The 25,903-nt window shown below is 46.5% G+C and carries 27 protein-coding genes; 25 read left to right on the forward strand and 2 right to left on the reverse strand.

Annotated elements, in window-relative coordinates:
* The first annotated feature begins 86 nt into the window (after nt 1-86).
* The 10 genes from pyk to coaE all read left to right on the forward strand — a co-directional run bounded on the left by pyk (nt 87) and on the right by coaE (nt 12,874).
* The gene (gene pyk / locus KNO94_RS05910; protein WP_012726719.1) at nt 87-1,829 is read left to right on the forward strand and encodes a pyruvate kinase; all 1,743 of its coding nucleotides are present in this window, start codon (nt 87-89) and stop codon (nt 1,827-1,829) included.
* A gap of 61 nt (nt 1,830-1,890) precedes the next feature.
* Nucleotides 1,891-2,361, forward strand: a complete 471-nt coding sequence (locus KNO94_RS05915; protein ID WP_214778310.1) for a DUF441 domain-containing protein — start codon at nt 1,891-1,893, stop codon at nt 2,359-2,361.
* Between the two features lie 184 nt (nt 2,362-2,545).
* Nucleotides 2,546-3,658, forward strand: a complete 1,113-nt coding sequence (gene citZ, locus KNO94_RS05920) for a citrate synthase (RefSeq protein ID WP_214741338.1) — start codon at nt 2,546-2,548, stop codon at nt 3,656-3,658.
* A gap of 99 nt (nt 3,659-3,757) precedes the next feature.
* Nucleotides 3,758-5,026 (forward strand): NADP-dependent isocitrate dehydrogenase, encoded by a 1,269-nt coding sequence (gene icd, locus KNO94_RS05925; protein WP_031423152.1) that lies wholly within the window; start codon nt 3,758-3,760, stop codon nt 5,024-5,026.
* Nucleotides 5,027-5,063: 37 nt separating this feature from the next.
* Nucleotides 5,064-5,996 (forward strand): malate dehydrogenase, encoded by a 933-nt coding sequence (mdh, locus tag KNO94_RS05930; protein ID WP_214778174.1) that lies wholly within the window; start codon nt 5,064-5,066, stop codon nt 5,994-5,996.
* Between the two features lie 182 nt (nt 5,997-6,178).
* The gene (locus KNO94_RS05935) at nt 6,179-6,880 is read left to right on the forward strand and encodes a response regulator transcription factor (protein WP_214778180.1); all 702 of its coding nucleotides are present in this window, start codon (nt 6,179-6,181) and stop codon (nt 6,878-6,880) included.
* Nucleotides 6,877-8,604, forward strand: a complete 1,728-nt coding sequence (pnpS, locus tag KNO94_RS05940; RefSeq protein WP_214778182.1) for a two-component system histidine kinase PnpS — start codon at nt 6,877-6,879, stop codon at nt 8,602-8,604. Before KNO94_RS05935 ends, pnpS begins: the two co-directional genes overlap by 4 nt.
* A 207-nt stretch (nt 8,605-8,811) precedes the next feature.
* A complete protein-coding gene (gene polA / locus KNO94_RS05945) occupies nt 8,812-11,406 on the forward strand; it encodes a DNA polymerase I (protein WP_214778184.1) in 2,595 nt (864 codons plus the stop codon).
* A 21-nt stretch (nt 11,407-11,427) separates the two neighbouring features.
* A complete protein-coding gene (mutM, locus tag KNO94_RS05950) occupies nt 11,428-12,255 on the forward strand; it encodes a DNA-formamidopyrimidine glycosylase (RefSeq protein WP_214778186.1) in 828 nt (275 codons plus the stop codon).
* A 13-nt stretch (nt 12,256-12,268) separates the two neighbouring features.
* A complete protein-coding gene (gene coaE / locus KNO94_RS05955) occupies nt 12,269-12,874 on the forward strand; it encodes a dephospho-CoA kinase (RefSeq protein WP_214778188.1) in 606 nt (201 codons plus the stop codon).
* A gap of 11 nt (nt 12,875-12,885) precedes the next feature.
* Here coaE and KNO94_RS05960 read toward each other — a convergent pair whose 3' ends face one another.
* Complete coding sequence (locus KNO94_RS05960; protein WP_012726709.1) at nt 12,886-13,368, reverse strand: site-2 protease family protein; 483 nt, start codon at nt 13,366-13,368, stop codon at nt 12,886-12,888.
* A gap of 158 nt (nt 13,369-13,526) precedes the next feature.
* Between KNO94_RS05960 and KNO94_RS05965 the strand changes: the two genes are divergently transcribed.
* The 9 genes from KNO94_RS05965 to KNO94_RS06005 all read left to right on the forward strand — a co-directional run bounded on the left by KNO94_RS05965 (nt 13,527) and on the right by KNO94_RS06005 (nt 22,181).
* Nucleotides 13,527-14,558 (forward strand): glyceraldehyde-3-phosphate dehydrogenase, encoded by a 1,032-nt coding sequence (locus KNO94_RS05965; RefSeq protein ID WP_214778190.1) that lies wholly within the window; start codon nt 13,527-13,529, stop codon nt 14,556-14,558.
* Nucleotides 14,559-14,789: 231 nt separating this feature from the next.
* Nucleotides 14,790-15,176: an adenosylmethionine decarboxylase gene (speD, locus tag KNO94_RS05970; RefSeq protein WP_026825618.1), complete on the forward strand. Its 387-nt coding sequence runs from the start codon at nt 14,790-14,792 to the stop codon at nt 15,174-15,176.
* 112 nt (nt 15,177-15,288) lie between these two features.
* On the forward strand, nt 15,289-15,660 hold the full coding sequence (locus tag KNO94_RS05975) for a hypothetical protein (protein WP_214741322.1): 372 nt from the start codon (nt 15,289-15,291) through the stop codon (nt 15,658-15,660).
* Between the two features lie 12 nt (nt 15,661-15,672).
* Nucleotides 15,673-16,140: a transcriptional regulator NrdR gene (nrdR, locus tag KNO94_RS05980; RefSeq protein WP_012726705.1), complete on the forward strand. Its 468-nt coding sequence runs from the start codon at nt 15,673-15,675 to the stop codon at nt 16,138-16,140.
* A 40-nt stretch (nt 16,141-16,180) separates the two neighbouring features.
* Nucleotides 16,181-17,533 (forward strand): DnaD domain protein, encoded by a 1,353-nt coding sequence (locus KNO94_RS05985; protein ID WP_214741320.1) that lies wholly within the window; start codon nt 16,181-16,183, stop codon nt 17,531-17,533.
* Between the two features lie 4 nt (nt 17,534-17,537).
* The gene (dnaI, locus tag KNO94_RS05990) at nt 17,538-18,452 is read left to right on the forward strand and encodes a primosomal protein DnaI (protein WP_214778192.1); all 915 of its coding nucleotides are present in this window, start codon (nt 17,538-17,540) and stop codon (nt 18,450-18,452) included.
* 299 nt (nt 18,453-18,751) lie between these two features.
* A complete protein-coding gene (thrS, locus tag KNO94_RS05995; protein ID WP_214778193.1) occupies nt 18,752-20,695 on the forward strand; it encodes a threonine--tRNA ligase in 1,944 nt (647 codons plus the stop codon).
* Between the two features lie 103 nt (nt 20,696-20,798).
* Nucleotides 20,799-21,671: a DUF1002 domain-containing protein gene (locus KNO94_RS06000; protein ID WP_214778194.1), complete on the forward strand. Its 873-nt coding sequence runs from the start codon at nt 20,799-20,801 to the stop codon at nt 21,669-21,671.
* 96 nt (nt 21,672-21,767) lie between these two features.
* A complete protein-coding gene (locus KNO94_RS06005) occupies nt 21,768-22,181 on the forward strand; it encodes a DUF2231 domain-containing protein (protein ID WP_214778195.1) in 414 nt (137 codons plus the stop codon).
* A gap of 79 nt (nt 22,182-22,260) precedes the next feature.
* On the opposite strand, the gene KNO94_RS06010 is transcribed toward KNO94_RS06005, so the two are convergent.
* Nucleotides 22,261-22,470, reverse strand: a complete 210-nt coding sequence (locus tag KNO94_RS06010; protein WP_214741310.1) for a hypothetical protein — start codon at nt 22,468-22,470, stop codon at nt 22,261-22,263.
* A gap of 341 nt (nt 22,471-22,811) precedes the next feature.
* Here KNO94_RS06010 and infC point away from each other — a divergent pair, with 341 nt between their 5' ends.
* The 6 genes from infC to KNO94_RS06040 all read left to right on the forward strand — a co-directional run bounded on the left by infC (nt 22,812) and on the right by KNO94_RS06040 (nt 25,902).
* Complete coding sequence (gene infC / locus KNO94_RS06015) at nt 22,812-23,342, forward strand: translation initiation factor IF-3 (protein ID WP_012726698.1); 531 nt, start codon at nt 22,812-22,814, stop codon at nt 23,340-23,342.
* Between the two features lie 30 nt (nt 23,343-23,372).
* Nucleotides 23,373-23,567 carry a 50S ribosomal protein L35 gene (gene rpmI / locus KNO94_RS06020; RefSeq protein ID WP_012726697.1) on the forward strand — a complete coding sequence of 65 codons (195 nt, stop codon included), beginning with the start codon at nt 23,373-23,375 and terminating at the stop codon, nt 23,565-23,567.
* A 28-nt stretch (nt 23,568-23,595) separates the two neighbouring features.
* On the forward strand, nt 23,596-23,955 hold the full coding sequence (gene rplT / locus KNO94_RS06025; RefSeq protein WP_012726696.1) for a 50S ribosomal protein L20: 360 nt from the start codon (nt 23,596-23,598) through the stop codon (nt 23,953-23,955).
* Between the two features lie 86 nt (nt 23,956-24,041).
* On the forward strand, nt 24,042-24,296 hold the full coding sequence (locus KNO94_RS06030; RefSeq protein WP_214741308.1) for a hypothetical protein: 255 nt from the start codon (nt 24,042-24,044) through the stop codon (nt 24,294-24,296).
* A 24-nt stretch (nt 24,297-24,320) separates the two neighbouring features.
* Nucleotides 24,321-24,803, forward strand: coding sequence for a dUTP diphosphatase (locus tag KNO94_RS06035; RefSeq protein ID WP_012726694.1), 483 nt, complete (start codon nt 24,321-24,323; stop codon nt 24,801-24,803).
* Nucleotides 24,804-24,822: 19 nt separating this feature from the next.
* Nucleotides 24,823-25,902, forward strand: coding sequence for a M42 family metallopeptidase (locus KNO94_RS06040; protein ID WP_012726693.1), 1,080 nt, complete (start codon nt 24,823-24,825; stop codon nt 25,900-25,902).
* The last annotated feature ends 1 nt before the right edge of the window (nt 25,903 follow it).

The following is a 25,903-nucleotide window of genomic DNA, read 5'->3' on the forward strand; positions in this document are numbered from 1 at the left end:
AGTATGTTGCAGAGACGGGATACGGTCTATGGCCCCCCGTTTTCTGTTTGTAAGTTGCACTATATCCCCTAGGAGGTTTTTATATTATGCGTAGAACGAAAATTGTATGTACCATTGGACCGGCTTCTGAGAAGCGTCTTCCTGAAATGATTGAAGCTGGGATGAACGTTGCCCGTCTTAACTTCTCACACGGTGACTATGAAGAGCACGGTGCTCGTATCCGTGACATCCGTGAAGCGGCGAAAGCAGCAGGTAAAGTCGTCACTGTACTTCTTGACACAAAAGGTCCTGAAATCCGTACGCATACATTCGAGGATGGCAAGGCACTTCTTGAAAAAGGAAAAGAAGTGACAATCGTCTCGACAGAAGAAATCGTCGGAACAAAAGATCGTTTCTCTGTAACGTATGAAGGACTTTACGATGATGTAGAAGTCGGTTCACACATCATGCTCGACGACGGTCTCATTGGACTTCGTGTCGTTGAAAAGCTTGATAACCGTGATCTCCGTTGTGTCATCGAAAACGAAGGAATCATCAAGACGAAGAAAGGTGTTAACTTGCCAAACGTCAAGGTAAACCTTCCTGCCCTCACGGACAAAGATATCGCGGACATCGAGTTCGGGATCTCACAAGATATTGACGTGATCGCGGCATCATTCGTACGTCGTGCGTCTGACGTGGTTGAAATTCGTCAACTTCTTGAAAAACACAATGCGTCACACATCAAGATCTACCCAAAAATCGAGAACCAAGAAGGTGTCGATAACATCGAAGAAATCTTGGCAATCTCTGACGGCTTGATGGTTGCTCGTGGTGACCTCGGTATCGAGATCCCGACAGAAGAAGTAACACCAGTTCAAAAAGAACTCATCAAGAAATGTAACGATCTCGGGAAGCCGGTTATCACTGCAACGCAAATGCTCGACTCGATGCAACGTAACCCACGTCCGACACGTGCGGAAGCATCTGACGTAGCAAACGCGATCTTGGATGGAACAGACGCAGTCATGCTTTCTGGTGAAACAGCTGCAGGGGACTACCCAATCGAGTCAGTTCAAATGCAGGCTGCCATCGCAGAACGTACTGAACGCATGCTCGACTACAAAAACTTGTTGAAAGATCGTCAGAAGCGCAGTGAGCATACGGTAACGGATGCGATCTCTCAAGCGGTTGCACACACAGCAATCAACTTGAACGCGAAAGCAATCTTGACACCGACACAATCAGGATACACGGCTGCTCGTACAGCGAAGTACCGTCCTGAGGCGAACATCATCGCAGTCACAGAGTCAGAGCGCGTTGCACGTCAATTGAACCTCGTATGGGGCGTATATCCAATCGTTGCTGAAACAATGCCGAACAACACGGATGAAATGTTGGTTCAAGCATCAGAAGCGGCACGTCACGCTGGATTCGTCACTGACGGTGACCTCGTTGTCATCTCAGCCGGTATCCCTGCAGCGACTGCTGGAACAACGAACATGATGAAAGTTCACATCGTAGGTCACGCTCTTGCAGACGGACGTGGAATCGGTGAGCGCGGAGTTGTCGGTGAAGTTGTGGTCGCAAAAAACGCAGATGAAGCCAATGCGAAAGCAAAAGATGGCATGATTCTCGTCGCGCCATTCACGGACAAAGAAATGATGCCGGCCATCGAAAAAGCGGCTGGAATCATTACGGAAGACGGCGGATTGACGAGCCACGCTGGAATCGTTGGTCCATCACTTCGCAAGCCAGTCATCGTAGGCGTTGATGCAGCGACAACATCGCTTCGTGACGGTCAGATGATTTCAATCGACCCACTTACAGGTAAAATCTACAACGCATAATTGAACGACAATCGAACCGGCCTTCTTCAAAGGTCGGTTCTTTTTCCGTTCATAGAAAGGAATACGTATGAGTGCATATCTGTTTTTAGTTTTATTGGTATTGATTGGTGTCATCGCTCAAAACCAATCGATTATTATTGCGAGTAGTGCCCTTTTAGTGATTAAAGCTCTAGGGTTAGGTGATCAACTGTTTCCGACACTTGCATCGAAAGGAATCAACTGGGGCGTGACGATTATTACGATTGCAGTCCTCGTACCGATTGCGACCGGCGATATCGGGTTTAAAGAATTGTGGAATAGTATTAAAGGGCCTGTCGGGATTGTCGCATTCGGCTCAGGAATCTTTGTCGCTTTAGCAGCTGCTCAAGGAGTTCAACTGATGCGCGTCGACCCGGTCGTCACGACAGCACTCCTCGCAGGTACGATTCTAGCGGTCGGATTCATGAAAGGCGTGCCTGTTGGACCATTAATTGGTGCGGGGATTGCGGCATTGATTTTAGGAGGATATCACGTCATTGAAAAATGGTTCTGATATTTTCTGACAACTGAAGCCGCTTACATTTCTTTTTTGCAATAAATTGTTTATACTATATAAAGGACAGGGTAAACGGAGACTGGGTGAATGCAGGGGAGAAACCCATCCCGTATCCTTATTCCCTATAAACAGACTGTTTTTACGGTCGATTACTTTATACAAGACTGAGGGGGAGTTATGAATGTCAACGACAAAAGGGTTAGAAGGTATTGTGGCAGCAGCCTCAAAAGTCAGCTCAATTATTGACGGACAATTGACTTACGGAGGATACACCATTGATGATTTAGCGGACAACGCCACATTTGAAGAAGTTGTCTTCTTATTGTGGAACGACCGCTTACCAAATGCAGAGGAATTGACAGCGCTATCAGAAGCGCTTGTAAAAGAAGCGACGTTGCCTGAAGACGTGATCGACACGTTGAAGCGTGCACCGAAATCAGCCAATGCGATGGCAACGATTCGTACGGCGCTCTCGCAACTCGCTTTATATGATGAGGAATCTGAAGACATGAGTGATGAAGCGAACATGCGTAAAGCGATTCGCTTACAAGCGCAAGTCGCTTCAATCGTGACAGCATTCGCTCGCCTTCGTAAAGGAGAGCAACCTGTCGCTCCAAAAGAAGGTCTTTCTTACGCGGCGAACTTCCTTTACATGTTGAACGGCGAAGAACCAAGTGATGTCGCAGAAAAAACGATTGATAAGGCACTCATCTTACACGCTGACCACGAGTTGAACGCCTCGACGTTCACAGCGCGTGTGTGTGTGGCAACGCTCTCGGATATGTATTCAGGTGTTACGGCGGCAATGGGAGCACTTAAAGGGCCACTTCACGGTGGTGCGAACGAGGCAGTTATGAAGATGCTCCATGAAATCGATTCGGTTGACCGCGTCGAAGAATACGTTCGTGGTAAATTCGAACGTAAAGAAAAAATCATGGGCTTCGGTCACCGCGTTTATAAAGATGGCGACCCACGCGCGAAGCATTTGAAAGAAATGAGTCGTCAATTGACAGCTCAAATCGGAGAACCGAAATGGTATGAGATGTCTGAAAAAATTGATCATCTCGTTGAAACAGAAAAAGGATTGAAGCCGAATGTCGATTTCTATTCAGCTTCAACGTATTATGCGCTCGGTCTTGAAGAAGATCTCTTCACACCAATCTTCGCCGTATCTCGTATGTCGGGTTGGATTGCCCACATCCTCGAGCAATATGCGGACAACCGTTTGATTCGTCCACGCGCGGAATATGTCGGTGAAACGAGCCGTAAATATGTTCCTGTGAACGAACGTTAATTCAGGACACATTTCAGACAAAAGTTTGGTAAACTAACAAGTGACGTAGGTCGGCGTACGCGTCGACCTACAGTAATGTACTTAGGGGGATTCATTATGTTGACACAAGGACAAAAGATTACAGTTGAAAACGGTGTATTGAACGTACCAAACGTTCCGACGGTACCATTCATTATCGGTGACGGAACGGGACCTGACATTTGGAATGCGGCTGTTCGCGTATTTGATGCTGCGGTTGAAAAAGCATACGGCGGCGACAAGAAAATCGAATGGATGGAAGTATACGCTGGGGAAAAAGCATATAACGAAAAAGGTGAGTGGCTCCCAACAGAAACACTCGATCAAATTCGCGAGTACTTGATTGCGATCAAAGGTCCACTCACGACACCAGTCGGTGGAGGAATTCGTTCATTGAACGTCGCTCTTCGTCAAGAGCTCGACTTATACACATGCCTTCGTCCAGTCCGCTACTTCACAGGTGTTCCATCACCAGTAAAACGTCCCGAAGACACGGACATGGTTATCTTCCGTGAGAACACTGAAGATATCTATGCTGGCATCGAGTACGCTTCAGGAAGCGATGAAGTCAAAAAACTCATCAAATTCTTGCAAGACGAGATGAACGTCAACAAGATCCGTTTCCCAGAAACATCAGGGATCGGGATCAAGCCGGTTTCTTCTGAAGGTACGGAGCGCTTAGTTCGTGCTGCGATCGAGTATGCGATTGCGAACAACCGTAAATCTCTGACGCTTGTACACAAAGGAAACATCATGAAGTTCACAGAAGGCGCATTCAAAAACTGGGGCTATGCACTCGCTGAAGCGGAATACGGCGACAAAGTGTTCACATGGGCACAATATGACCGTATCAAAGAAGAGTCTGGCGAAGCAGCTGCTAACGAAGCTCAGTCGAAAGCAGAAGCTGAAGGGAAAATCATCGTCAAAGATTCGATCGCAGATATCTTCCTCCAGCAAATTTTGACACGTCCACGTGAGTTCGACGTCGTTGCGACAATGAACTTGAACGGTGACTACATCTCGGATGCCCTTGCTGCTCAAGTAGGTGGAATCGGGATCGCACCTGGTGCGAACATCAACTACATCACAGGACATGCAATCTTCGAAGCGACTCACGGTACAGCTCCGAAATACGCAGGTCTCGATAAAGTAAACCCATCTTCAGTCATCCTTTCAGGTGAGATGATGCTACGCCACATGAACTGGAACGAAGCGGCTGACCTCATCATCAACTCAATGGAGAAAACAATCGCTTCGAAAGTTGTCACATACGACTTCGCACGTCTTATGGACGGCGCGACAGAAGTGAAATGTTCAGAGTTCGCGGATGAATTGATTAAAAACATGTAATTCAAACGAATAAGTCGTCAATTGAGGGGGAGAGCTCATGATTCGTCGTAACAAAATTTCTGTAATTGGAAGTGGCTTCACCGGTGCGACCACCGCACTGTATCTGGCTCAACGTGAGCTAGGGGATGTCGTCCTACTCGATATGGAAGAAAAAGTTGGACCGACGAAAGGGAAAGCGCTCGATATGCAAGAAACGGCTCCGATCCAAGGTTTTGACGCCTGGGTCACAGGAACGTCAGATTATGCCGATACGGCTGATTCAGACATCGTCGTCATCACGGCGGGAATCGCGCGCAAGCCGGGGATGAGTCGGGACGATCTGGTTGCAACGAACGCAAACGTCATGCGATCGGTTGTGAAAGAGATTGCCCGCTATTCTCCAGAGGCGATTTTAATCGTCTTGACGAACCCGGTGGATGCGATGACGTATGCAGCGTTCAAAGAATCGGGTTTTCCGAAAGAACGCGTCATCGGACAATCTGGCGTACTGGATACGGCTCGTTTCCGGACATTTGTCGCACAAGAGCTGAACGTGTCTGTCAAAGATGTGTCCGGGTTTGTGCTCGGAGGACATGGTGACGATATGGTGCCTCTCGTACGTTACTCGTACGCTGGGGGCATCCCGCTTGAAAAGCTCATTCCACATGAACGGATCGAGCAAATCGTCGAGCGAACACGTAAAGGTGGCGGTGAGATTGTCCAACTGCTAGGTGACGGCTCTGCGTATTATGCGCCAGCTGCCGCAATCGCAGAGATGGTTGAGGCGATTATCAAAGACCAGCGTCGAATCTTACCTGCCATTGCTTATTTAGAAGGTGAGTATGGATTTAACGATTTGTATCTAGGTGTCCCGACCATTCTTGGTAAGCATGGGATCGAGCAAGTACTTGAGCTCGAATTAACGGATGATGAGAAAGCAGCGCTTTCTAAATCTGCCGACTCCGTCCGCTCCGTATTAGGCGTCTTATAAGTAAACGTGCTTCCTGCAAATTTGTGGGAAGCACTTTTTTTGCGGTTTCCATCTTGTAGGACATGCTACACTGAAAGTGGATTTGTTTTGTTTTTGTAAAGATTTGCTTTGAGGTTGGTCGTTTCAAGCTTTGGTTTGTAAAATAGAGAGTGACAATTGATGGATTAAGAGGAGGAAGTAGTGTGGCTGATAAAGTAATTGTTGTCGATGATGAAGTATCGATTGCGACATTATTAAAATTTAATTTAGAGCAAGCCGGGTTTGAAGTGGAGACGGCGCATGATGGGAAAACAGGCTTAGAATTGGCTGAGAAAAAAGATGCCGTTCTCATTGTGCTCGATTTGATGCTACCGGAGATGGATGGCCTTGAAGTGTGCAAGCGACTTCGTCAACAAAAAGTCAATACGCCCATCCTGATGTTGACGGCGAAGGATGATGAGTTCGATAAAGTACTCGGACTCGAGCTTGGTGCGGACGATTATTTGACAAAGCCGTTTAGTCCGCGTGAAGTGGTCGCACGTGTCAAAGCGATTCTTAGACGATCTTCCCCGCAAGAATCGGCGGTTGAAGAAGACGTCATTCAAATCGGTGATGTCAAAATCGTCGCTTCAAACTATGAAGTATTCAAACAGGGCGAGCGACTCGAATTGACTCCAAAAGAGTTTGAACTGTTAGCTTATTTGGCGAAAAATAAAGGACGCGTGTTGACGCGAGATCAATTGTTATCGGCCATTTGGAATTATGATTTTGTGGGTGACACACGAATCGTTGACGTTCATATCAGTCACCTTCGTGAAAAAATTGAACCGGTGACTAAGAAGCCGACATATATAAAAACGATTCGCGGTCTTGGCTATAAGATGGAGGAGCCAACTTCGGAATGAAGACGTATCGCTCTAGGTTTATGACGACGCTCATTTTTCTCGTCACCGGTGTCCTGCTTACGCTCGGGATTGTGCTCGGACAGCTGTTCAAAGATTTCTATTTGGATTCTGAACGAGACCGTCTAAAAGAAGATGCTCAACTGGCAGCACTTTATCTTGAAGGGGGCGAGTTGGACGAGATTCGGGAATATGTCGGTCAAATCGATGACGGGAGTAGTTTTGACATTCTCCTGCTCAATAGCCGGATGGAGGTCATCGCGGGAACACCGTTTCGTGTCGGGGCCATCGATTATCAAATCGACCCTAACCTCGTGCCTGATGACGGAACATTCGGTGAGGCTGACAATGAAGATTTGATTCAATTTACAAAACCGATCGAAATGGCAACAGGTGGGACTGTCTATTTGACATTTATTCGATATGTCTCAGACTTAGAAGGAGTTTATAATCGAATTTGGTTGACGATTGCGTTAGCACTCTTCTTCTCTTTCTTTGTCATCTTGTTCGTGCTCCAACATCTGACGAACCAATTTATTCGACCGATCGATGAAGCGACGATCGTCTTACGTGAGCTGGCAGATGGGAATTATCGGGCTCGCGTGTATGAATTACGAAACGATGAAGAAACGGGTAGTCTTGCCGGATCGATTAACGTACTCGCTCGAAATTTAGAGTCCATCTCACTCGGTGAGTCCGTTCAACGAGCCAGACTCGAATCGCTCATCGAATACATGGGAGCCGGACTCCTTCTTGTTGATGAGCGAGGGATCGTCACATTGGTCAACCGCTCGTATCGTGAGATGTTCCAATACGATGATTTATCCATCGGACAATTTTATCATGGGATTTTACCAAGTCCTGATGTCGAATCGCTCATTGAAGATGTCTATTTAACGGAAGAAGTGCACCGTCGTCAATTATCCATCCGAACTGGATTCAATCAAAAAACATATATGGTATCCGCGGCACCGATTTTCAGTGATACGGGAATGCTTCGTGGGACGACGTTACTCTTCAACGACATTACAGAATTGAAGCGACTCGAGAAGATGCGCAAAGACTTTGTGGCGAACGTCAGTCATGAACTCAAAACGCCACTGACGTCCATCCGTGGATTTAGTGAGACACTCCTAGATGGAGCGAAAGAAGTGCCTGAACTTCGTGACCAGTTCTTAGACATCATCCAAAAGGAAGCGACACGGATGCAGATGCTCGTCGAAGATCTCCTTGAATTGTCAAGACTCGAGCGAGACGATTTCAAGATGGAACTGGTGTCAGTCGATTTGAATCAACTAGTCGACGAGGTATGTCTACTCCTAAGTCAAAAAGCGAACAAGAAATCGATACACCTAGAGGCGCAACATCATGGAGAAGTCATCCTTCAAGCAGACTTGAACCGGATGAAACAAGTCATCATGAACTTGGTCGCCAATGCCATCAACTATTCTCCGGAAGGCAGCCGCGTGGAAATTTTCGTTGAGACGAAGCAAGATTCTTACGAACTTCGCGTCAAGGACAATGGAATTGGGATAGCTGAAAAAGAAGTGAGCCGAATCTTTGAACGCTTCTATCGTGTCGATAAGGCAAGAAGTCGGAACTCGGGTGGAACTGGCCTCGGACTCGCAATCGTCAAGCATATCATTGATTTGCATCATGCAACGATTGACGTCGATAGCGAAGAAGGCAAAGGAACGACGTTTACCATCAGATTTCCACGGGTTTAACAATCCCTTTATCGTTCATTCATATTTACTTTACAAAACCTTGTTATTCTATCAATGAGACCTCTTCATCATCTCGTGATCCGATCGGTGCTCATCTCCACACGATCGGGAATTTGGCCCTTTTCTATTCGTAGAAAAGGGTCTTTTTTTTCGAACGCATGTACCCGTATGGTATGATGAGTGAAGAGAAGAATGGAGGTCGATTGAATGAATAAATTACTAGTCCTGGATGGGAATTCTTTAACATATCGTGCGTTTTTTGCACTGCCTCCGATGTCGGATGCATCAGGCAGAAATACGAATGCGGTGTATGGATTTACGATGATGTTATTGAAGTTGATGGAAGATGAACAACCGACTCATTTCGCCGTGGCTTTCGATGCATCGAAGAAAACGTTTCGGCACGATACGTTCGCAGAATATAAAGGCGGGCGTCAAAAGACACCTGGAGAATTACGAGAGCAGTTCCCGCTCGTGCGTGACGTTTGTCGGGCGTTCGGCATCTCAGTCTTAGAGCTCGACCAATATGAGGCGGATGATATCATCGGAACCCTTTCAAAAGACACGACCTTTGATGAAGTGACCATCGTGACGGGAGATAAAGATTTACTTCAACTCATCAACGAACGCGTGACAGTGTATTTGACAAAACGAGGGATCACAGACGTCGAGAAAATGAACGAGACCGCGTTCAGGGAACGCTACGAAGGACTTCAACCAATTCAGATGATTGACTTAAAAGGGTTGATGGGTGATAAATCGGATAACATCCCGGGGATTCCGGGCGTGGGAGAAAAGACGGCGCTGAAGTTGATTACCACGTATGGGACCGTCGAAGGACTCTACGAACATACGGATGAACTAAAAGGGAAGCAGAAGGAAAAGGTTGAAGCAAACGAACGTGAAGCGAAAATGTCGAAACAGTTGGCGACCATTTATACGGACGTGCCACTCGATGTATCCGCTGACGATCTCGTCTTCAAACCATATGACGCCTCTCTCGTAAAACCGCTCTTTATGGAGCTTCAATTCAAGTCGCTGATTGGGAAGTTACAAGATACTTCATCAGAAGAACCAGTCGAAAAAGAAGAACGACCGACCATCGATGTGGCGGATCAAGACCTGTCACAAGCTGTTCTCTTACTTGAACAGTTGAAAGACGATTATTTTGAAGATGATATCATCGGGGTTGCGATTGCATCGGACCGTGGCGTGACCATTGGTGACGTGTCACTGTTACAAGATGAACGGGTCAAACAATGGATTGAGGATGAATCTCAGACGACCATCTGTCTAGATGCGAAACAGACGATCATTCAATTGAAGCGACACCAATTGACACTTCGGGGATATGAAGATCTGCTCGTTGCAGGATACTTATTAAATCTTTCTGGCGGAACGTCGCTCAGCTCGATCGCCTCTCACTTCGCATATCATCTTGAGGAAGACGAAGCGGTTTACGGAAAAGGGGCGAAAATCAAAATCCCTGAAGAGGATGTGTTCCATGCACACCTCACGGAGAAAGCACACGCGATTTTGACGTTGTTTGAGCGTGTCGCAAAAGAATTGAAAGACAATGAACAGACAGAACTATATGAGGCACTTGAAAAGCCGCTCGTCTCCGTGTTAGCTGAAATGGAATGGGCAGGTATTCATGTGAACGTCGAAACCCTTCAACATATGGAAACGGATCTTCGAGAACGTCTCTCCGCGCTTGAAGTGACGATTCATGAGTTGGCCGGCGAACCGTTTAACATCAATTCGCCAAAACAGCTAGGGGTCGTCTTGTTTGAAAAATTAGCACTCCCTCCTGTGAAAAAGACGAAGACGGGTTACTCGACTGCAGCGGATGTTCTTGAAAAATTGGCGCCACTTCATCCAATCATCGAAAAAATAATGCATTATCGTGAACTCGGTAAACTGCAATCAACTTATGTTGAAGGCTTGCAGAAAGTTGTAAAAGACGACGGCAAGATTCACACGCGATACACGCAGACGTTGACACAAACAGGAAGACTCTCGTCGGTCAATCCGAACTTACAAAACATCCCGATCCGATTAGAGGAAGGTCGTCGTATCCGCAAGGCGTTCACCGCAAGCGAACCAGGTTGGGTGCTTTATGCGGTCGACTACTCTCAGATTGAACTACGTATCATGGCGCATATGTCACAAGATGCGAAAATGATGGATGCTTTCCTGCACGATGAGGATATCCACACATCAACGGCAGCGAACGTATTTAAAGTATCGAATGAAGAAGTCACGTCGCTCATGCGTCGTCAAGCGAAAGCGGTCAATTTTGGGATCATCTATGGCATCAGTGACTATGGACTCTCGCAAAACCTAGGAATTACTCGAAAGGAAGCACAAACCTTTATCGATACGTATTTTGAACAGTTTCCGGGAGTGAAGACATTCATGGATGCTGCTATTGAACGGGCGCGAGAACATGGATTCGTGGAGACGATGTTAAAACGACGTCGAAATATTCCGGATATCCATTCAAGCAACTTTAACTTACGTGGATTTGCTGAACGTACCGCAATCAATACACCGATTCAAGGGACGGCAGCTGATATCATCAAAAAAGCGATGATTGATGTCGACAATGCGTTAAAGTCGTCAGGGCTTCAATCAAAACTTTTGTTACAAGTACACGATGAGTTAATTTTTGAAGGACCGTCCGATGAAATGGAAGCGTTAGAGAAACTCGTGACGGATGCAATGGAGCATACGGTCACCCTCGATGTCCCGTTACGTGCAGACGGTGCCGTCGGGATTACTTGGTTCGACACGAAATAAACAAATAGAAAGGAAATCAGTATGCCAGAATTACCAGAAGTCGAAACGGTCTGTCGTAAGTTGCGACCATTCGTTTCAGGAAAAAAGATCCAGTCTGTCGATGTACTCGACCCTAAAATTATTCGAGGACATGATGCTGAAGAATGGGTTCACCATTTAGTAGGAGAAACAATCGTAGATGTGGAACGTCGTGGAAAGTTCATTTTATTCAAACTTACGAACGGTTACCTCGTCTCGCATTTACGTATGGAAGGGAAGTTTTTCCCACATGAAACAATCACAGAGCCTGTTAAACATACACATGTCGTGATAACATTTACCGATCAATCAACTCTTCATTATAACGATGTGCGCAAATTTGGTACGATGGAGTTGAGGACGAATGAAACGATTCATACGACACCACCGCTTTCCTTGCTCGCATATGAACCGTTTGATGAGCGCGTGACCGGAGAGGCATTGCATCGACGTTTAGAACGGATGAAGACGCGAGCAATCAAGACAGCTCTCCTTGACCAGTCCATTTTCGTTGGGTTAGGTAATATTTATGTGGATGAGACACTATTTCGAGCCGGTATTCATCCGACTCGACCGGCCGCTAGCTTATCGAGGGAAGAAGTCGACCGCATCCGGGTCGAAGCGGTTGACGTTCTGACGGAAGCGATCGAGCGCGGTGGAAGTACGATTCGAAGTTATACGAATCCAGATGGGGCAACAGGGACATTCCAAGAAAGATTATTTGTTTATGGACAGGCGGGCGAGCCGTGTCAGCGATGCGGCCAAGAGATTGAAAAGATGAAGCTCGGCGGACGCGGCACGCATTATTGCCCAAACTGCCAACAACGCTAAGGGGTGGGCGAATATGTTGAAAATTGGGTTGACGGGTGGGATCGCAACCGGAAAGTCTACGGTGTCTCGATTGTTTCGAGAAAGAGGAATTCCGATTATCGATGCCGATTTGATTGCGCGAACGGTCGTTGAACCGGGAGGAAAGGCGATTGAAGGTGTAAAAACCGCTTTTCCGAAATGTTTTGATGGTGATGTATTGAATCGTCCTGCACTAGGACGGGAAATCTTCCATGATGAAACGAAGCGTCAGCAATTGAATCAATTGATGCATCCGGCAATTCGTGAAGAGATGAAGGAACAGATGCGTGCTTATGAAGCATCGGGGGAATCTGTTGTCATTTTTGATATTCCTCTCTTATTTGAGGGCACGATGCTCGACCTCGTCGATTATTCGGTCGTCGTCTATTGTCGCGAAGAGATACAGTTGATGCGTCTTATGGAACGAAACGGATTGACGAAAGAAGAGGCGCTTGCCCGTATTCGCTCACAGATTCCAATCGAAGATAAAAAGCACCAGGCGGATTTCCTTGTTAATAATAATGGGGCATTAGGCGATTTGCCACAGCAAATTGATCGTTTGGTCGAACAATTTAAGACAATACAAAATGAAGGCGACTAATCGCCTTCTTTTTAGTTTAATGGATCGGATTCGGGTGACCCTTTTTTCCATGTATCATAAATCGCACGTCCATCGCTCGGATGCCCGTTCGAATAATAGATAGGATAGAGTGAAAAGAAGATATAGTAGAACGAGAAGTAGGCGAACTGATACGTATAGAGTGTCGGTTCAATATCTCGTCGAAGGATGAACGCGTTGACGATCAAGATACTCGCTAAATTGAAAATGGCTCCACCGCCATAGACTAGCGTACGAGTGACTTTGTTGCTCCATCTTAAATCCGTGAACTGGCACCATGCATCGTAAAAATAGACACGGTTTACTTGTAAACGACCTACTTTAAATAGTTTCTTTCCGGTACCGATTTGCATGTCGAGTGAGCCACCGAACAACTTTGCGAAGAAGAAGTGACCAAGCTCATGTATTAACGTCACAATCGGTAAAATGATAAAGAACGAAATAAAGAATTTATCGATATCTCCCCAATCAAACATCGTGACGCCTCCTTTCTCTTTGTGCATTACGCCAACAAATTCCCCTGATTTTCAAAAAATAAACAAAGAAAAACGAAAAAAATGTGACATTACATAGTGAAAACGCTTACAGCTATCCGTTATAATGAAACCGTAATGTAGAAAAAGGGGGATGCAGCATGGGGACAAAAGTTGCAATAAACGGATTCGGTCGAATCGGGAGAATGGTATTTCGAAAGTTGATGCTTGAGGGGCGTCACGAAGTAGTGGCAATCAATGCGAGCTATCCAGCAGAAACGCTCGCTCATCTGATCAAACATGATTCCATTCATGGACCATTTGAACTAACGGTTCGGGCGCAAGGGGATGCGCTCGAAGTTGATGGGAAACGAATCGAACTCATTTCAGAACGTGATCCATCACGTTTGCCTTGGGCGGACCTTGCAATCGACATCGTCGTCGAAGCGACAGGGAAGTTTAACTCTGATAGCGGGGCACGACTTCATCTCGAGGCAGGGGCGAAAAAAGTGATTTTGACCGCACCGGGCAAAGGGGATTTACGAACGATCGTGATGGGGGTCAATGATCGCGACTATCGACCGGAAGAAGACCACATCATTTCAAACGCTTCGTGTACGACGAACTGCCTCGGTCCCGTCGTAAAGGTGTTGCATTCGACGTTTGGCATTGAGACAGGGCTCATCACGACGGTGCATGCCTATACGAACGATCAAAATAACATCGATAATCCGCACAAAGATTTACGCCGGGCACGTGCTTGTGGTAGCTCAATCATTCCAACTTCAACTGGAGCTGCAAAAGCAATCGGACTCGTCATGCCAGAACTTCAAGGCAAGTTGAACGGGATGGCACTTCGCGTCCCGACACCGAACGTGTCGCTCGTTGACTTGGTCGTCGAACTACATCGTGATGTAACGGTCGATGAAGTCAATGAAGCATTTGAACGGGCGGCATTTGGTGAGATGACGGGGATTTTAGGTGTTTCTCACGAACCACTTGTCTCCATCGACTTTAATGGGGACGACCGTTCGTCGATTATCGATATGGATTCAACGATGGTGCTTGGAGGAAACCATGTCAAAGTACTCGCATGGTACGACAACGAATGGGGCTATTCGTGCCGCGTCGTCGACTTGTTAGACATGGTTGCGAGTTACCTTCAAATCGGTCAACAAGAAACCCACGCCTAAAAAATATTACGCTCTAAAAAATATTTTCATTTTTTTTAAACAAATGTCTTGTAACGACGTCCTAAACACGTTACACTCAGTTTCGTGAACTTCAATTGGTCTGACAAACGCAACTTAAAGGGTTAGGACCTCTTAGGACTAACTTGCCCCCGTGGTTGTGGGCGATTCAGGCACAAAGTGAGTGATCATCAACTACTTTGAGACCATTGATGTAAAGGGGGATCCACTAATATGGATACTATGGGACGTCACATTATTACAGAACTTTGGGAGTGCAATCCCGACAAATTAAATGATATCGACTACATCGAGCGTTTGTTCGTCGATGCCGCTCTTCGTTCGGGCGCTGAAGTCCGCGAAGTTGCATTCCACAAATTTGCGCCACACGGTGTAAGTGGGGTCGTCATCATTTCAGAATCACACTTAACGATTCACAGTTTCCCAGAACATGGCTATGCGTCGGTTGACGTGTTCACATGTGGAGATCGAATCGATCCAGCTACGGCATCGCAATATATCGCCGAAGGATTGGATGCAAAAGTACGTGAAGATGTGAAACTTGAGCGTGGAATGGGACCGATTCGTGTTCCAGAAGCACAAGTCGCACTAACTAAATAATTCTGAAGAACCTTTTGAGGCTGGCCGTTTGACGGTCAGCCCTTTTAATTGTTTTGTTGTCGCCGTAATTTTGATATGCTTAACGTATATAACTCAGGCGTTGAGGTGGATTATGGGACTGTTAGATAAGTTACAAACACATATTGAAACGAAAGATACACATAAACATGAATCACTGCAAACTCGTTACTATGCAGCATCTCCGATTTCTATCTTACAATGGCTAGAAGGTCAGATTCAGTCAAATGGTCAGACGGTGCGTCGGATCGACTCGAATCGAGGAGAACTTTCGTTCATTGGAGAAGGATGGGATGGACTCATTACAATTGTACAAGTGGATGGTGGTCGGACCGCGGTCGACTTCACATTGAATCGTGAACAGCGATTCGGGGCAGACTTGGCTCAAATTGTATCGAACTATTATGAAGCCCTTACAAAACAATTCCCGCTCCGTGCTATTGGAAATAAATCAGTCGAACGATAAGGAGGTTTGAGCATGCGTTGTCCGAAATGTGATCATAATGGAACGAGAGTGCTCGATTCCCGACCGGTGCAAGACCATTATTCGATTCGACGTCGTCGTGAATGTGAGAAGTGTGGGTATCGGTTTACAACGTTTGAGACGGTCGAACAGACACCGCTCATCATTGTAAAAAAAGATGGAAATCGTGAAGAGTTTAGTCGTGAAAAAGTGCTTCGCGGTATTATCCGTGCATGCGAAAAACGACCGGTCACGCTCGAACAGCTTGAAGGAGTTGTGACAAAAGTTGAGCAACAACTGCGCGCCCTTGCCCAGTCGGAAATTCCGAGTGAACAAGTTGGTGAGTTGGTGATGAATGAACTTGCGCGGGTGGATGAAGTGGCATACGTTCGCTTCGCATCCGTCTATCGCCAGTTCAAAGACATCACGGTGTTCTTTAAAGAACTTGAAGATTTAATGAAGCAAGAAAATTCGACCAACTAAAGGGCGGCCTGCTGGTCGCCCTTTTTCAGGGGAGAGAGCTATGGAGAAAGAACGTACAATCTTTGGGACAGATGAATTACTCATCATGAGTACGGGTCTCGTCGACCGTGAATCGTACCAGTCCCTTTACCACCTATATCAACCTGTTATCGGAGTGAAGGCGCTCGCACTGTACCAAACGTTATGGAGCGAACTGAAACCAGGGAAAATGAAATCAAATTATATGTCACACAGTGCCTTGTGTGAGATGTTGGAGTATTCCATCAATGAGTTGATGGATAGTCTATTCCGTCTCGAAGCAATCGGATTGGTGCGAACGTATAAAACGAAGGACGCACGATCCACCCAATACGTATATCAATTACGAGTCCCACTCGCCCCTCATACGTTTTTAAATGACGGACTGTTATCGAGCTTTCTCTTCTATAAAGTCGGGGAAGTACGATTTAAACAATTACAGGGACGTTTTACGATTGATCCGTTGCCAGCAGGTATTGTTGAAGTTACAAAAGACTTTAATGAAGTGTTTGACGTCAAAGGCGTGAACCATCGCGCGTTCACACAGAAAAATTATGAAAAGCCGGACCGGGCAAAGATTGAGATCAACTATTCGTTTGATATGGAAATCGTGAAAAAACTGACGAATTTTCCAGTCGGATTTTTCACAAAAAAATTAGACGAAACGATCACAAAACTGGCCTACGTGTCGCAGCTCGATGAAGAAACGATGGCAGAAATGCTGAAAGAATACTTTGTCCACGAAGCCTATCTCCCACTCAGCGAGCAAGAGAAGCGGGACGGGTGTCGTCAAATGGTCTTGCAGTTGAAGAAGAAACAGACCCGCCACCGGAAAGAGAAGACGGTCGAACTTGAACAGACGAAGCTTGGAGATCTCCATGACCCTGATGTGATGGAGTCCGCACATCCACATCAATATGTGTCGACTCTTCGGAAGACTCCACAACTGTCAAAGAGTGACGAACAGTTGGTCATCGAGCTCGTCGATACACTTGGTCTTGCTCCAGGGGTCATTAACGCACTCTTCTATTATTGTATCGAAGTGAAGAAGCAGACACGTCTTAGTGAGAACTATGTCCTTCGTATTGCCACGAGTTGGAAGACAGCGGGCTATACGAATGCAAAAGAAGCGTTGGAGCAAGAAGCGTCACAAGATGCGCTTATCGAGAAGAAGCAGCAAAAACGCGAGAGCGTGCAACGTACCACGGTCGGATCACGACGGAAACCTCAACAAGGGGATATGCCGAAGTGGCTCGAAGATGAGGCGAAACAACAACGCTCGTATGACCAGGCAAGAAAAAAAGAGCTCGAGTCGTCCGTTCCGGATGATGCGGAACTTGTGAAACTATTAAATGAGTTGAAAGAGAAGGGGTGAGGGAATGGAACGAATCAACCAGTCGTTGTCTCAATTGATGAATCGGAAAAAAGTTCGCGAGGCGTATGAGTCGATTCGTAAACGAACGCTCAATCATCCAGGGGTCATCGCTTTTTTGAACGCTCATCCTGAATTAGAAGAGAAGGCTATTGAGATCGGGTTTACCAAACTGAGTGAGTATGCCGAACAGATGGATGGGAAGACGTTCATCGAAGAGCAGGCCGTCATCCCCGGTCATCAACCGGTGCTCTACGTCGATTTAGGACAGATTGCGATCCGTTATGAAGAGACAGTCGCACATCGTCAGGCGAGACGACAAAAAGAGATGGACCGTAAATTCAAAAGTCTATTTTTACCGGAAGAAGTCCGTGAGGCGAGTTTCGAATCCTTCGATTGGGCGGACGATGCACGTAAGATTGCATTGCGTGAAGCGATGCGATTCGTGACGGGGATGAAGTCGGGACAAAAAGTGAATGGACTTTATCTACATGGTAGTTTTGGCGTCGGGAAGACCTATTTACTCGCCGCCATCGCCAATGAGTTGAAGGTGGCGGATATTGAAACGATTTTAGTTCACGCCCCGGGCTTTGTGTCGGAAGCGAAACGTAAAATTCGTACCGAGTCGTTCGATTCATTTTTAACGTCATTCCAACACGTGCCCGTCCTATTGATTGACGATATCGGTGCTGAAGCCATCAGTCCGTGGGTGCGTGATGAATTGTTCGGAATCATTCTTCAATATCGGATGATGCACCGTTTGCCGACGCTCTACAGTTCAAACTTTAGCGGGGAAGAGCTCGAGACTCATTTTTCGATTGACGGCTCGCCGCAAAACAAAATGAAAGCACAGCGTCTCATGCAACGCATTTCCACGACGACGACCCAAATTGAATTAAAGGGTGAAAATCGCCGTCGGTAAAGGATTGTTTTTCTCGGTTGAGTTGACTATACTAAGAAGCATATAAAGGATGCACAGAAGAGGATATGGGTCATCGAGACGAGTTTTAGCGAGGGAAGGGCGGTGGAAGCTTCCTAACGACGACGATGCATTTACTCCCTCGGAGCACCGTACGGGTCAATCGTGCGGCGATTCACACTCGTTATCGTGTGTTCGAGCCAAGCATGTTGCTTGGGAACGAGGGTGGTACCACGAGAATCAAAGCTCGTCCCTTTTTGAGGGATGGGCTTTTTTTTTATTCATTTTTTGAGAGGGGACAGATGTACATGATTCAATTAACATTTCCAGATGGCGCGGTAAAAGAATTTGATGCCGGCGTCACAGCAGAAGACGTCGCAGGCTCGATCAGCCCGGGACTTCGTAAAAAAGCAATCGCAGCAAAATTAGATGGAGAACTCATCGACTACCGTCGTCCAATCGAGCATGATGGTAAAATCGAACTCGTGATGCCGGACTCGGAAGACGGTCTTGATTTGATGCGCCACTCGTCGGCTCACTTGATGGCTCAGGCAATCAAACGTCTATACGGAGAAGAGAATAACATCTATCTCGGAATCGGACCGACGATTGAGAACGGGTTCTATTACGATATCGAGATGGACCGTCGTATCAATGAGGAAGACCTTCCTGAAATTGAAAAGATGATGAAACGTATCGTCGATGAGAACTTGGAAATTACGCGTGAAGTCGTTTCCCGTGATGATGCGCTCGCTCGTTATAAAGAGTTGGGAGACCCGCTCAAGATTGAGTTGATTGAAGACATTCCAGCCGATCAGACACTGACAATCTATCACCAAGGTGAATTCTTCGACCTTTGCCGCGGACCACATGTCCCGTCAACTTCGAAGCTGAAAATCTTTAAATTGATGAGTGTGGCTGGTGCCTATTGGCGCGGAGACTCAGACAATAAAATGTTACAACGTATTTACGGGACAGCATGGGCAACGAAAGAACAACTCGCCGAGCACTTGCGTCTTCTTGAAGAAGCGAAAGAGCGCGACCATCGTAAACTCGGGAAAGAACTCGACCTCTTCTTCGTTTCACAAGAAGTCGGACAAGGGCTTCCGATGTGGCTACCGAAAGGGGCATCAATTCGTCGCACGGTCGAGCGCTACATCGTTGATAAAGAGCTCGAACTCGGCTATCAACATGTCTATACACCGGTTCTCGGTTCGGTCGACTTGTATAAGACATCTGGACACTGGGATCACTATCAAGATGACATGTTCCCGAAAATGGAGATGGACAACGAAGAACTCGTTCTTCGCCCGATGAACTGTCCGCACCATATGACAATCTACAAACATGAGCCGCGTTCGTACCGTGAACTTCCACTTCGAATCGCTGAGCTTGGCGGCATGCACCGCTACGAGATGTCAGGCGCGCTCACCGGTTTACAACGTGTCCGCTATATGGTCTTGAATGATGGACATACGTTCGTCACACCAGAACAGATGAAGCAAGAATTCAAAGACATCGTTCACTTGATCCAAGAAGTATATGCGGACTTCGGCATCAAAGAGTATCGTTTCCGTCTCTCGTATCGCGACCCTGCCGATAAAGAGAAGTATTTCGATAACGATGCGATTTGGGAGATGGCACAGAGTCAGTTGAAAGAAACAATGGATGAGCTCGAACTTCCATACTTCGAGGCGGAAGGGGAAGCGGCATTCTACGGTCCAAAACTCGACGTACAAGTACGGACGGCTCTTGGGAAAGAAGAGACACTCTCAACTGTTCAACTTGATTTCTTGCTTCCGGAACGTTTCGATTTGACATACACAGGACCAGACGGAAAAGATCATCGTCCAATCGTCTTGCACCGTGGAGTCGTCTCGACGATGGAACGTTTTGTCGCTTACTTGATTGAAGAGTATAAAGGCGCGTTCCCGACATGGCTCGCACCGGTTCAAGTCAAGTTAATCCCGGTCTCGCATGTTCACGATGAATACGTCGCGGAAGTGAAAGCGGAACTCGTTAAGCGCGGTGTCCGCGTCGAAACAGACCTTCGTGACGAGAAACTCGGCTATAAGATTCGTGAAGCGCAGATGAAGAAGATTCCAATGACGCTCGTACTTGGAGATAAAGAACGTGATGAGCGTGCGGTCAACATTCGCCGTTACGGTCAACAAGAACAAGTTTCTGCGTCACTTGATGAATTCATCGCATCTCTCACAGAAGAGATTGCGAACCGTTCACGTTAAGTGAGGGACCACCTTTCCAACCAGAAAGGTGGTTTTTTTCGGTCTATAGACGGATGTGTATTTGGTCATCTACACGTATCGTAAACATAAGGAGTGATACTTAATGAATTATATGAAGCCAGTATTGGCACTTACTATTGGAGCGGTTGCATTTACAGGGATGATTCCGAAAGTTGGAGCGGAGGCGGTCGTCAATGACACGATTGTGACACTGGGCGAGTCGTTATCAGCAGAACAAGAAAAATGGGTACTCGAACGAATGGACGCCCCGGAAGGCATCGAACCGATCATTGCGACGGAAGCGGATGAAGAAAAATATTTAGGTGATTCTGTTCCGCAGGCGCAACGTGGGGGTGGCATGTACTCATCTGCCCGAATCAAATTGACGAACGGGACTGGTCTCGATATTCAAACGGAGAACGTGACATGGGTCACGAAAGATATGTATGCGAACGCCCTCGTCACGGCCGGTGTGACGGATGCGGACATCTATATCACGTCACCGATTAACGTGACGGGTACCTCGGCTTTGACGGGGATTATGAAGGCGTACGATCAGACGGCAGCCGAAACAGGCATCGAATTGTCGGATGAACGAAAAGAATTGGCACAAGAAGAATTGGCCGTCACGTCTGAAATTGGGAAGACGGTCGGACAAGAAGATGTAGCAGGTCTCATGAACGAGATTAAAGCGGAAATTGCGAATCAGATGCCTGAAACGAATATTGAGATTCGTGATATCGTCATCCAAGTATTGAATCAAAACAACGTTCAACTATCCGAGGGACAGCTTGATCAATTGACGACCTTGTTTGAGAATATGCAACAAGCGAATCTAGATTGGTCATCGATCAGTAACGGATTAAAAGACGCTGGGCAAGATGTTCAAGCATTCTTAGAACAAGAAGAAGTGAAGGGGTTCTTTGCTCGATTGTTTGAGGCAATCGGCAATTTCTTCAAATCCCTCACAAACTAATTGTGTGGCATTGTGGAAAATTGGAGAATGCGGTAGGAATTGAATCGATTCGGGTAAATACTTTCCATTAACAAATCAATTTGAGGAGGAATCGTCATGATTGGTGGGGTCCCGCTACACCCATTGCTCGTTCATGCTCCAATTGGGTTACTGCTATTTGGAACACTTTTAATTTTAATCAGTTTTAAATGGACAAGTTTTCGACTGTTCGCGCTCATCACATTAGTTGCCGGGTTACTATCAGGTGCGGTAGCTTTCTTGTCGGGGGATAGTGCGGAAGAATATGCGGAAGCGAATCTGCCATCAGTAACAGAGGCGATGATTGAAAACCATGAGCATTTTGCTTTATATAGCTTGATTGCTTTTGGGGTCACGATCATCTTACTCGGCATTGGATATCGTGCGAAAGGAAAGTTGTGGATCACCCTCAGTTTCGTTGTAGCTCTTATCGGTGCCGGATTGCTAGCTTATGTGGGACACCTTGGCGGCCAAATGGTATACGCACAATAATCAAAAAGACCGTCTTCCTCCATTTGAGGCAGGCGGTCTTCCTTATTAGGAATCGTTTTAACAAGCAATGGGTTTTCCATTAATACCAACGCTTATGGATATAATTTTGAGCCGACTCATGGTCATCGACGATTTTTAAAGTGATGCGATTCATTTCTTCTAATAAGTCTGTTAAAACCGCCTGTAATGTTTCGTCTTCTAACCCATGTGCTTGCATCGTCTTACTGACAATCTGCTGGACTTGATCATGGTAGTCATGTTCTCGCGATACATCTTTTCGCCAGTTCATGTCGATCCCTCCTTTGATATTTCATTATTCCCTTTGAAAAGGTATTGCGAAACGAGAGAATGACTGGTATCATCATAAAAGTGTGAGCTACCAATTATTCATGCGCGATATCTTGACATCTTTTCCTGCTAGTGCTAAGATGACATAGTGATTAAAAACAACAAAGCAGAAGCACCCGCTTTTCACCTCGTCTGAGAGTCATCAGGCAGGTCCATCAAGTTCTTGGTTCATTCGGCATCGTCTGCCGTTTTATGACCTCAACTGATGTGTGGGTGGGAAACTGCCGACGCTTTTTTTATTGCCATGTTGTCTTGTCAATCTAAATCTCGTGCAATCGCACGATGGAGGTGCTAACCATTAGCAAAGAGCTCTTTATCAACGAAAACATTCGTGCCCGTGAAGTACGTCTCATTGGCGCAGACGGTGCACAACTCGGTGTGACATCACGTAACGATGCGTTACGTTTAGCTGAAGAAGCGGAACTAGACCTCGTCTTAGTCGCGGATAAAGCAAATCCACCGGTCGCTAAAATTATGGATTATGGGAAGTACCGTTTCGAACTCCAGAAGAAGGAGAAAGAAGCGCGTAAAAACCAAAAAGTCATCCAAATGAAAGAAGTACGTCTCAGTCCAACAATCGAGGACAACGATTTCCAAACAAAATTGCGTAACGCACGCAAGTTCCTTGAAAAAGGAAACAAAGTGAAGGCTTCGATTCGTTTCCGCGGACGTGCCATCACACACTCGGAAATCGGGAAACGTGTTTTGGACAAAATGGCAGCGGAATGTGCCGATTTGGCAACAGTTGAACAAAAGCCGAAGATGGAAGGACGCAGCATGTTCTTAGTGCTGGCTCCGAACAAAGAAGATTAATTATCGATTCTCAGTGGGGAGGAAATACTCATGCCGAAAATGAAATCGCACCGCGGTGCTTCAAAACGTTTCAAACGTACAGCATCAGGTAAACTCAAGCGTTCACACGCTTACACAAGTCACTTGTTCGCAAACAAATCGACTAAAGCGAAACGTAAGCTCCGTAAAGGCGCTATCGTATCAGCTGGAGACTTCAAACGCATTCGCAACATGATCGCGAAGTAATACAGAAACAATTTAGGAGGGAATCCATATGCCACGCGTAAAAGGCGGTTATACGACTCGTCAACGTCGTAAAAAGCAAATTAAACTTGCCAAAGGATACTTTGGTTCGAAACACATTCTATTTAAAGTAGCAAAACAACAGGTCATGAAGTCACTCATGTACGCTTACCGTGACCGTCGTCAGAAGAAACGTGATTTCCGTCGTCTTTGGATCACACGTATCAATGCGGCAGCACGCACAAACGGTCTCTCATACAGCCGTATGATGCACGGCCTCAAGCTTGCAGGAATCGACATCAACCGTAAGATGCTTGCTGAGCTTGCTGTGACAGATGCACAGGCATTCGCGTCACTCGCTGAAACAGCTAAATCAAAATTGAACGCGTAATCGTTCAATCGACAGCGCCGAGACACTCTCTCGGCGCTTTCTTTTTTCTGTAGAATTTCTTAGAATGAAGAGAAGGAGGAAAGCGCATGAATCAATCGGTTGTCGCGATCGTCGCCTTAGCCCTTATTGTGTTGAATGTCTATACTTATATTCGGGCAAAACAGTATACACACGGGAAAGGCGATTTTAACGTCCTATATGCCTATGCGGGAGGAGCCATCGGTGCCTTGTTCGGTCTTCATCTGACTCGGAAGAAGACGGTTCATGCCCCAAAACTGCTTCAATTACAAGTATTGATTTTAGCAGTGGGCTGGTCTTTAATGATTTTAGTACTGCTATAAGTGGAGATAGAGGAGGAACATCCGGTGAACTGGACAACATTGTTTGATCGGCAGCGCGAATTAGACGAGCGGATCAAAGCACAACATGGATTATCCGGCAATCAATTCGATGAACGGTTACTGGCGCTGCTTGTCGAGCTCGGTGAACTGGCTAACGAAACACGTAGCTTTAAGTTTTGGTCGAAGAAAGGACCGTCGCCTCAAGATGTGATCTTAGAAGAATATGTGGACGGCATTCATTTCTTACTGTCACTTGGTCTTGCGCTCGGGTATGAACGAGATGCGTTTCCTGCGGGAAGTTCATATCTTGATGCGACTGATGCTTTTTTAGATATTTATCGAAAAGTGACGAACTTTGGTCTTTCAAAAACAGAAGCCATGTACGAGACGCTGATGGCAGCTTATCTCGAACTTGGTTATACGCTCGGTTTTAATGAGCAACTCATTTTGCTAGCATACATGAATAAAAATGAAGTAAACCATGAGCGACAAAATCAAGGATATTAATGAAAAGGAGCGGATTGGTATGAATGAATCGTTACATATGTTAAAACGTTTGACGGATGCAACAGGCGTCCCAGGAAATGAGGGAGAAGTCCGTCAATTGATGCGTGAATACCTCGAGCCGCATGTCGAGTCGTTTGAACAGGATGGACTCGGAAGTCTATTTGGTCAAGTGACCGGAGATGCTGAAGGTCCACGTGTCATGATTGCGGGTCACATGGATGAAGTTGGCTTCATGGTGACGCGTGTGGAAGAAGGCGGTTTCCTTCGTTTCCAGGCGCTCGGTGGCTGGTGGAACCAGGTGCTATTGGCACAACGAATGGATGTAGTCACACGGTCTGGTGAAAAGATTCCGGGTGTCATTGGTGCGAAACCACCTCACGTCCTACCACTTGAGGCACGTAAGAAGCCCGTCGAAATCAAAGATATGTTCCTAGATATCGGTGCGACGTCGAAAGACGAAGTGGCTGAATGGGGAATTCGTCCAGGCGATACGGTCGTGCCACATTGCGAATTCACTGTCATGAAAAATGAGAACTTCTTGATGGCGAAGGCATGGGACAACCGCATCGGATGTGCGATTGCCATCGAAGCAGCAAAACGTCTGAAGGAAGAATCGTTCCCTGGCGTCGTGTACACAGGAGCGACGGTACAGGAAGAGGTCGGGTTACGTGGAGCGGTGACCGCTGCCAACTTGATTCGCCCGGATGTCGCGATTGCTGTCGATACAGGCATTCCGAGTGATACGCCAGGGATGACCCAAGCAGAAGGGTTATCAAAACTCGGAGACGGGGTTCAGGTCATCTTCTTTGATGCGACTACCGTCACGAACCCACGCCTTGTCGACCTGATCGTTGACGTGGCCAAAGAGCAAGACATTAAGTATCAATTGGACTTAACACCAGGCGGTGGTACCGATGCAGGGCGGTTCCATCTATCTGGAATTGGGATGCCGGCCATCGCATTGACGGTGCCGGTCCGCTATTTACACACGAACGTGTCCATCATCCATAAAGATGATTACGAGGCAGCGGTACAACTCGTTGTCGCATTGACGAAACGTTTAGACCACGAAACGGTCCAATGGTTGAAAGAGGGATAAT

This window comes from Exiguobacterium sp. s22 (genome assembly GCF_018617455.1).
GTDB lineage: Bacteria > Bacillota > Bacilli > Exiguobacteriales > Exiguobacteriaceae > Exiguobacterium.

Excerpts from the sequence above, each read along its gene's own strand:
- speD (WP_026825618.1), top strand. The coding sequence starts at position 14,790 with ATGGATACTATGGGACGTCACATTATTACAGAACTTTGGGAGTGCAAT.
- KNO94_RS06000 (WP_214778194.1), top strand. The coding sequence starts at position 20,799 with ATGAATTATATGAAGCCAGTATTGGCACTTACTATTGGAGCGGTTGCA.
- nrdR (WP_012726705.1), top strand. The coding sequence starts at position 15,673 with ATGCGTTGTCCGAAATGTGATCATAATGGAACGAGAGTGCTCGATTCC.
- polA (WP_214778184.1), top strand. The coding sequence starts at position 8,812 with ATGAATAAATTACTAGTCCTGGATGGGAATTCTTTAACATATCGTGCG.
- pnpS (WP_214778182.1), top strand. The coding sequence starts at position 6,877 with ATGAAGACGTATCGCTCTAGGTTTATGACGACGCTCATTTTTCTCGTC.
- infC (WP_012726698.1), top strand. The coding sequence starts at position 22,812 with ATGGAGGTGCTAACCATTAGCAAAGAGCTCTTTATCAACGAAAACATT.
- KNO94_RS05985 (WP_214741320.1), top strand. The coding sequence starts at position 16,181 with ATGGAGAAAGAACGTACAATCTTTGGGACAGATGAATTACTCATCATG.
- rpmI (WP_012726697.1), top strand. The coding sequence starts at position 23,373 with ATGCCGAAAATGAAATCGCACCGCGGTGCTTCAAAACGTTTCAAACGT.
- KNO94_RS05960 (WP_012726709.1), bottom strand. The coding sequence starts at position 13,368 with ATGTTTGATTGGGGAGATATCGATAAATTCTTTATTTCGTTCTTTATC.
- KNO94_RS06040 (WP_012726693.1), top strand. The coding sequence starts at position 24,823 with ATGAATGAATCGTTACATATGTTAAAACGTTTGACGGATGCAACAGGC.
- mutM (WP_214778186.1), top strand. The coding sequence starts at position 11,428 with ATGCCAGAATTACCAGAAGTCGAAACGGTCTGTCGTAAGTTGCGACCA.
- coaE (WP_214778188.1), top strand. The coding sequence starts at position 12,269 with ATGTTGAAAATTGGGTTGACGGGTGGGATCGCAACCGGAAAGTCTACG.
- pyk (WP_012726719.1), top strand. The coding sequence starts at position 87 with ATGCGTAGAACGAAAATTGTATGTACCATTGGACCGGCTTCTGAGAAG.
- dnaI (WP_214778192.1), top strand. The coding sequence starts at position 17,538 with ATGGAACGAATCAACCAGTCGTTGTCTCAATTGATGAATCGGAAAAAA.
- KNO94_RS05965 (WP_214778190.1), top strand. The coding sequence starts at position 13,527 with ATGGGGACAAAAGTTGCAATAAACGGATTCGGTCGAATCGGGAGAATG.
- thrS (WP_214778193.1), top strand. The coding sequence starts at position 18,752 with ATGTACATGATTCAATTAACATTTCCAGATGGCGCGGTAAAAGAATTT.
- citZ (WP_214741338.1), top strand. The coding sequence starts at position 2,546 with ATGTCAACGACAAAAGGGTTAGAAGGTATTGTGGCAGCAGCCTCAAAA.
- KNO94_RS05975 (WP_214741322.1), top strand. The coding sequence starts at position 15,289 with ATGGGACTGTTAGATAAGTTACAAACACATATTGAAACGAAAGATACA.
- KNO94_RS06010 (WP_214741310.1), bottom strand. The coding sequence starts at position 22,470 with ATGAACTGGCGAAAAGATGTATCGCGAGAACATGACTACCATGATCAA.
- KNO94_RS06005 (WP_214778195.1), top strand. The coding sequence starts at position 21,768 with ATGATTGGTGGGGTCCCGCTACACCCATTGCTCGTTCATGCTCCAATT.
- mdh (WP_214778174.1), top strand. The coding sequence starts at position 5,064 with ATGATTCGTCGTAACAAAATTTCTGTAATTGGAAGTGGCTTCACCGGT.
- rplT (WP_012726696.1), top strand. The coding sequence starts at position 23,596 with ATGCCACGCGTAAAAGGCGGTTATACGACTCGTCAACGTCGTAAAAAG.
- KNO94_RS06030 (WP_214741308.1), top strand. The coding sequence starts at position 24,042 with ATGAATCAATCGGTTGTCGCGATCGTCGCCTTAGCCCTTATTGTGTTG.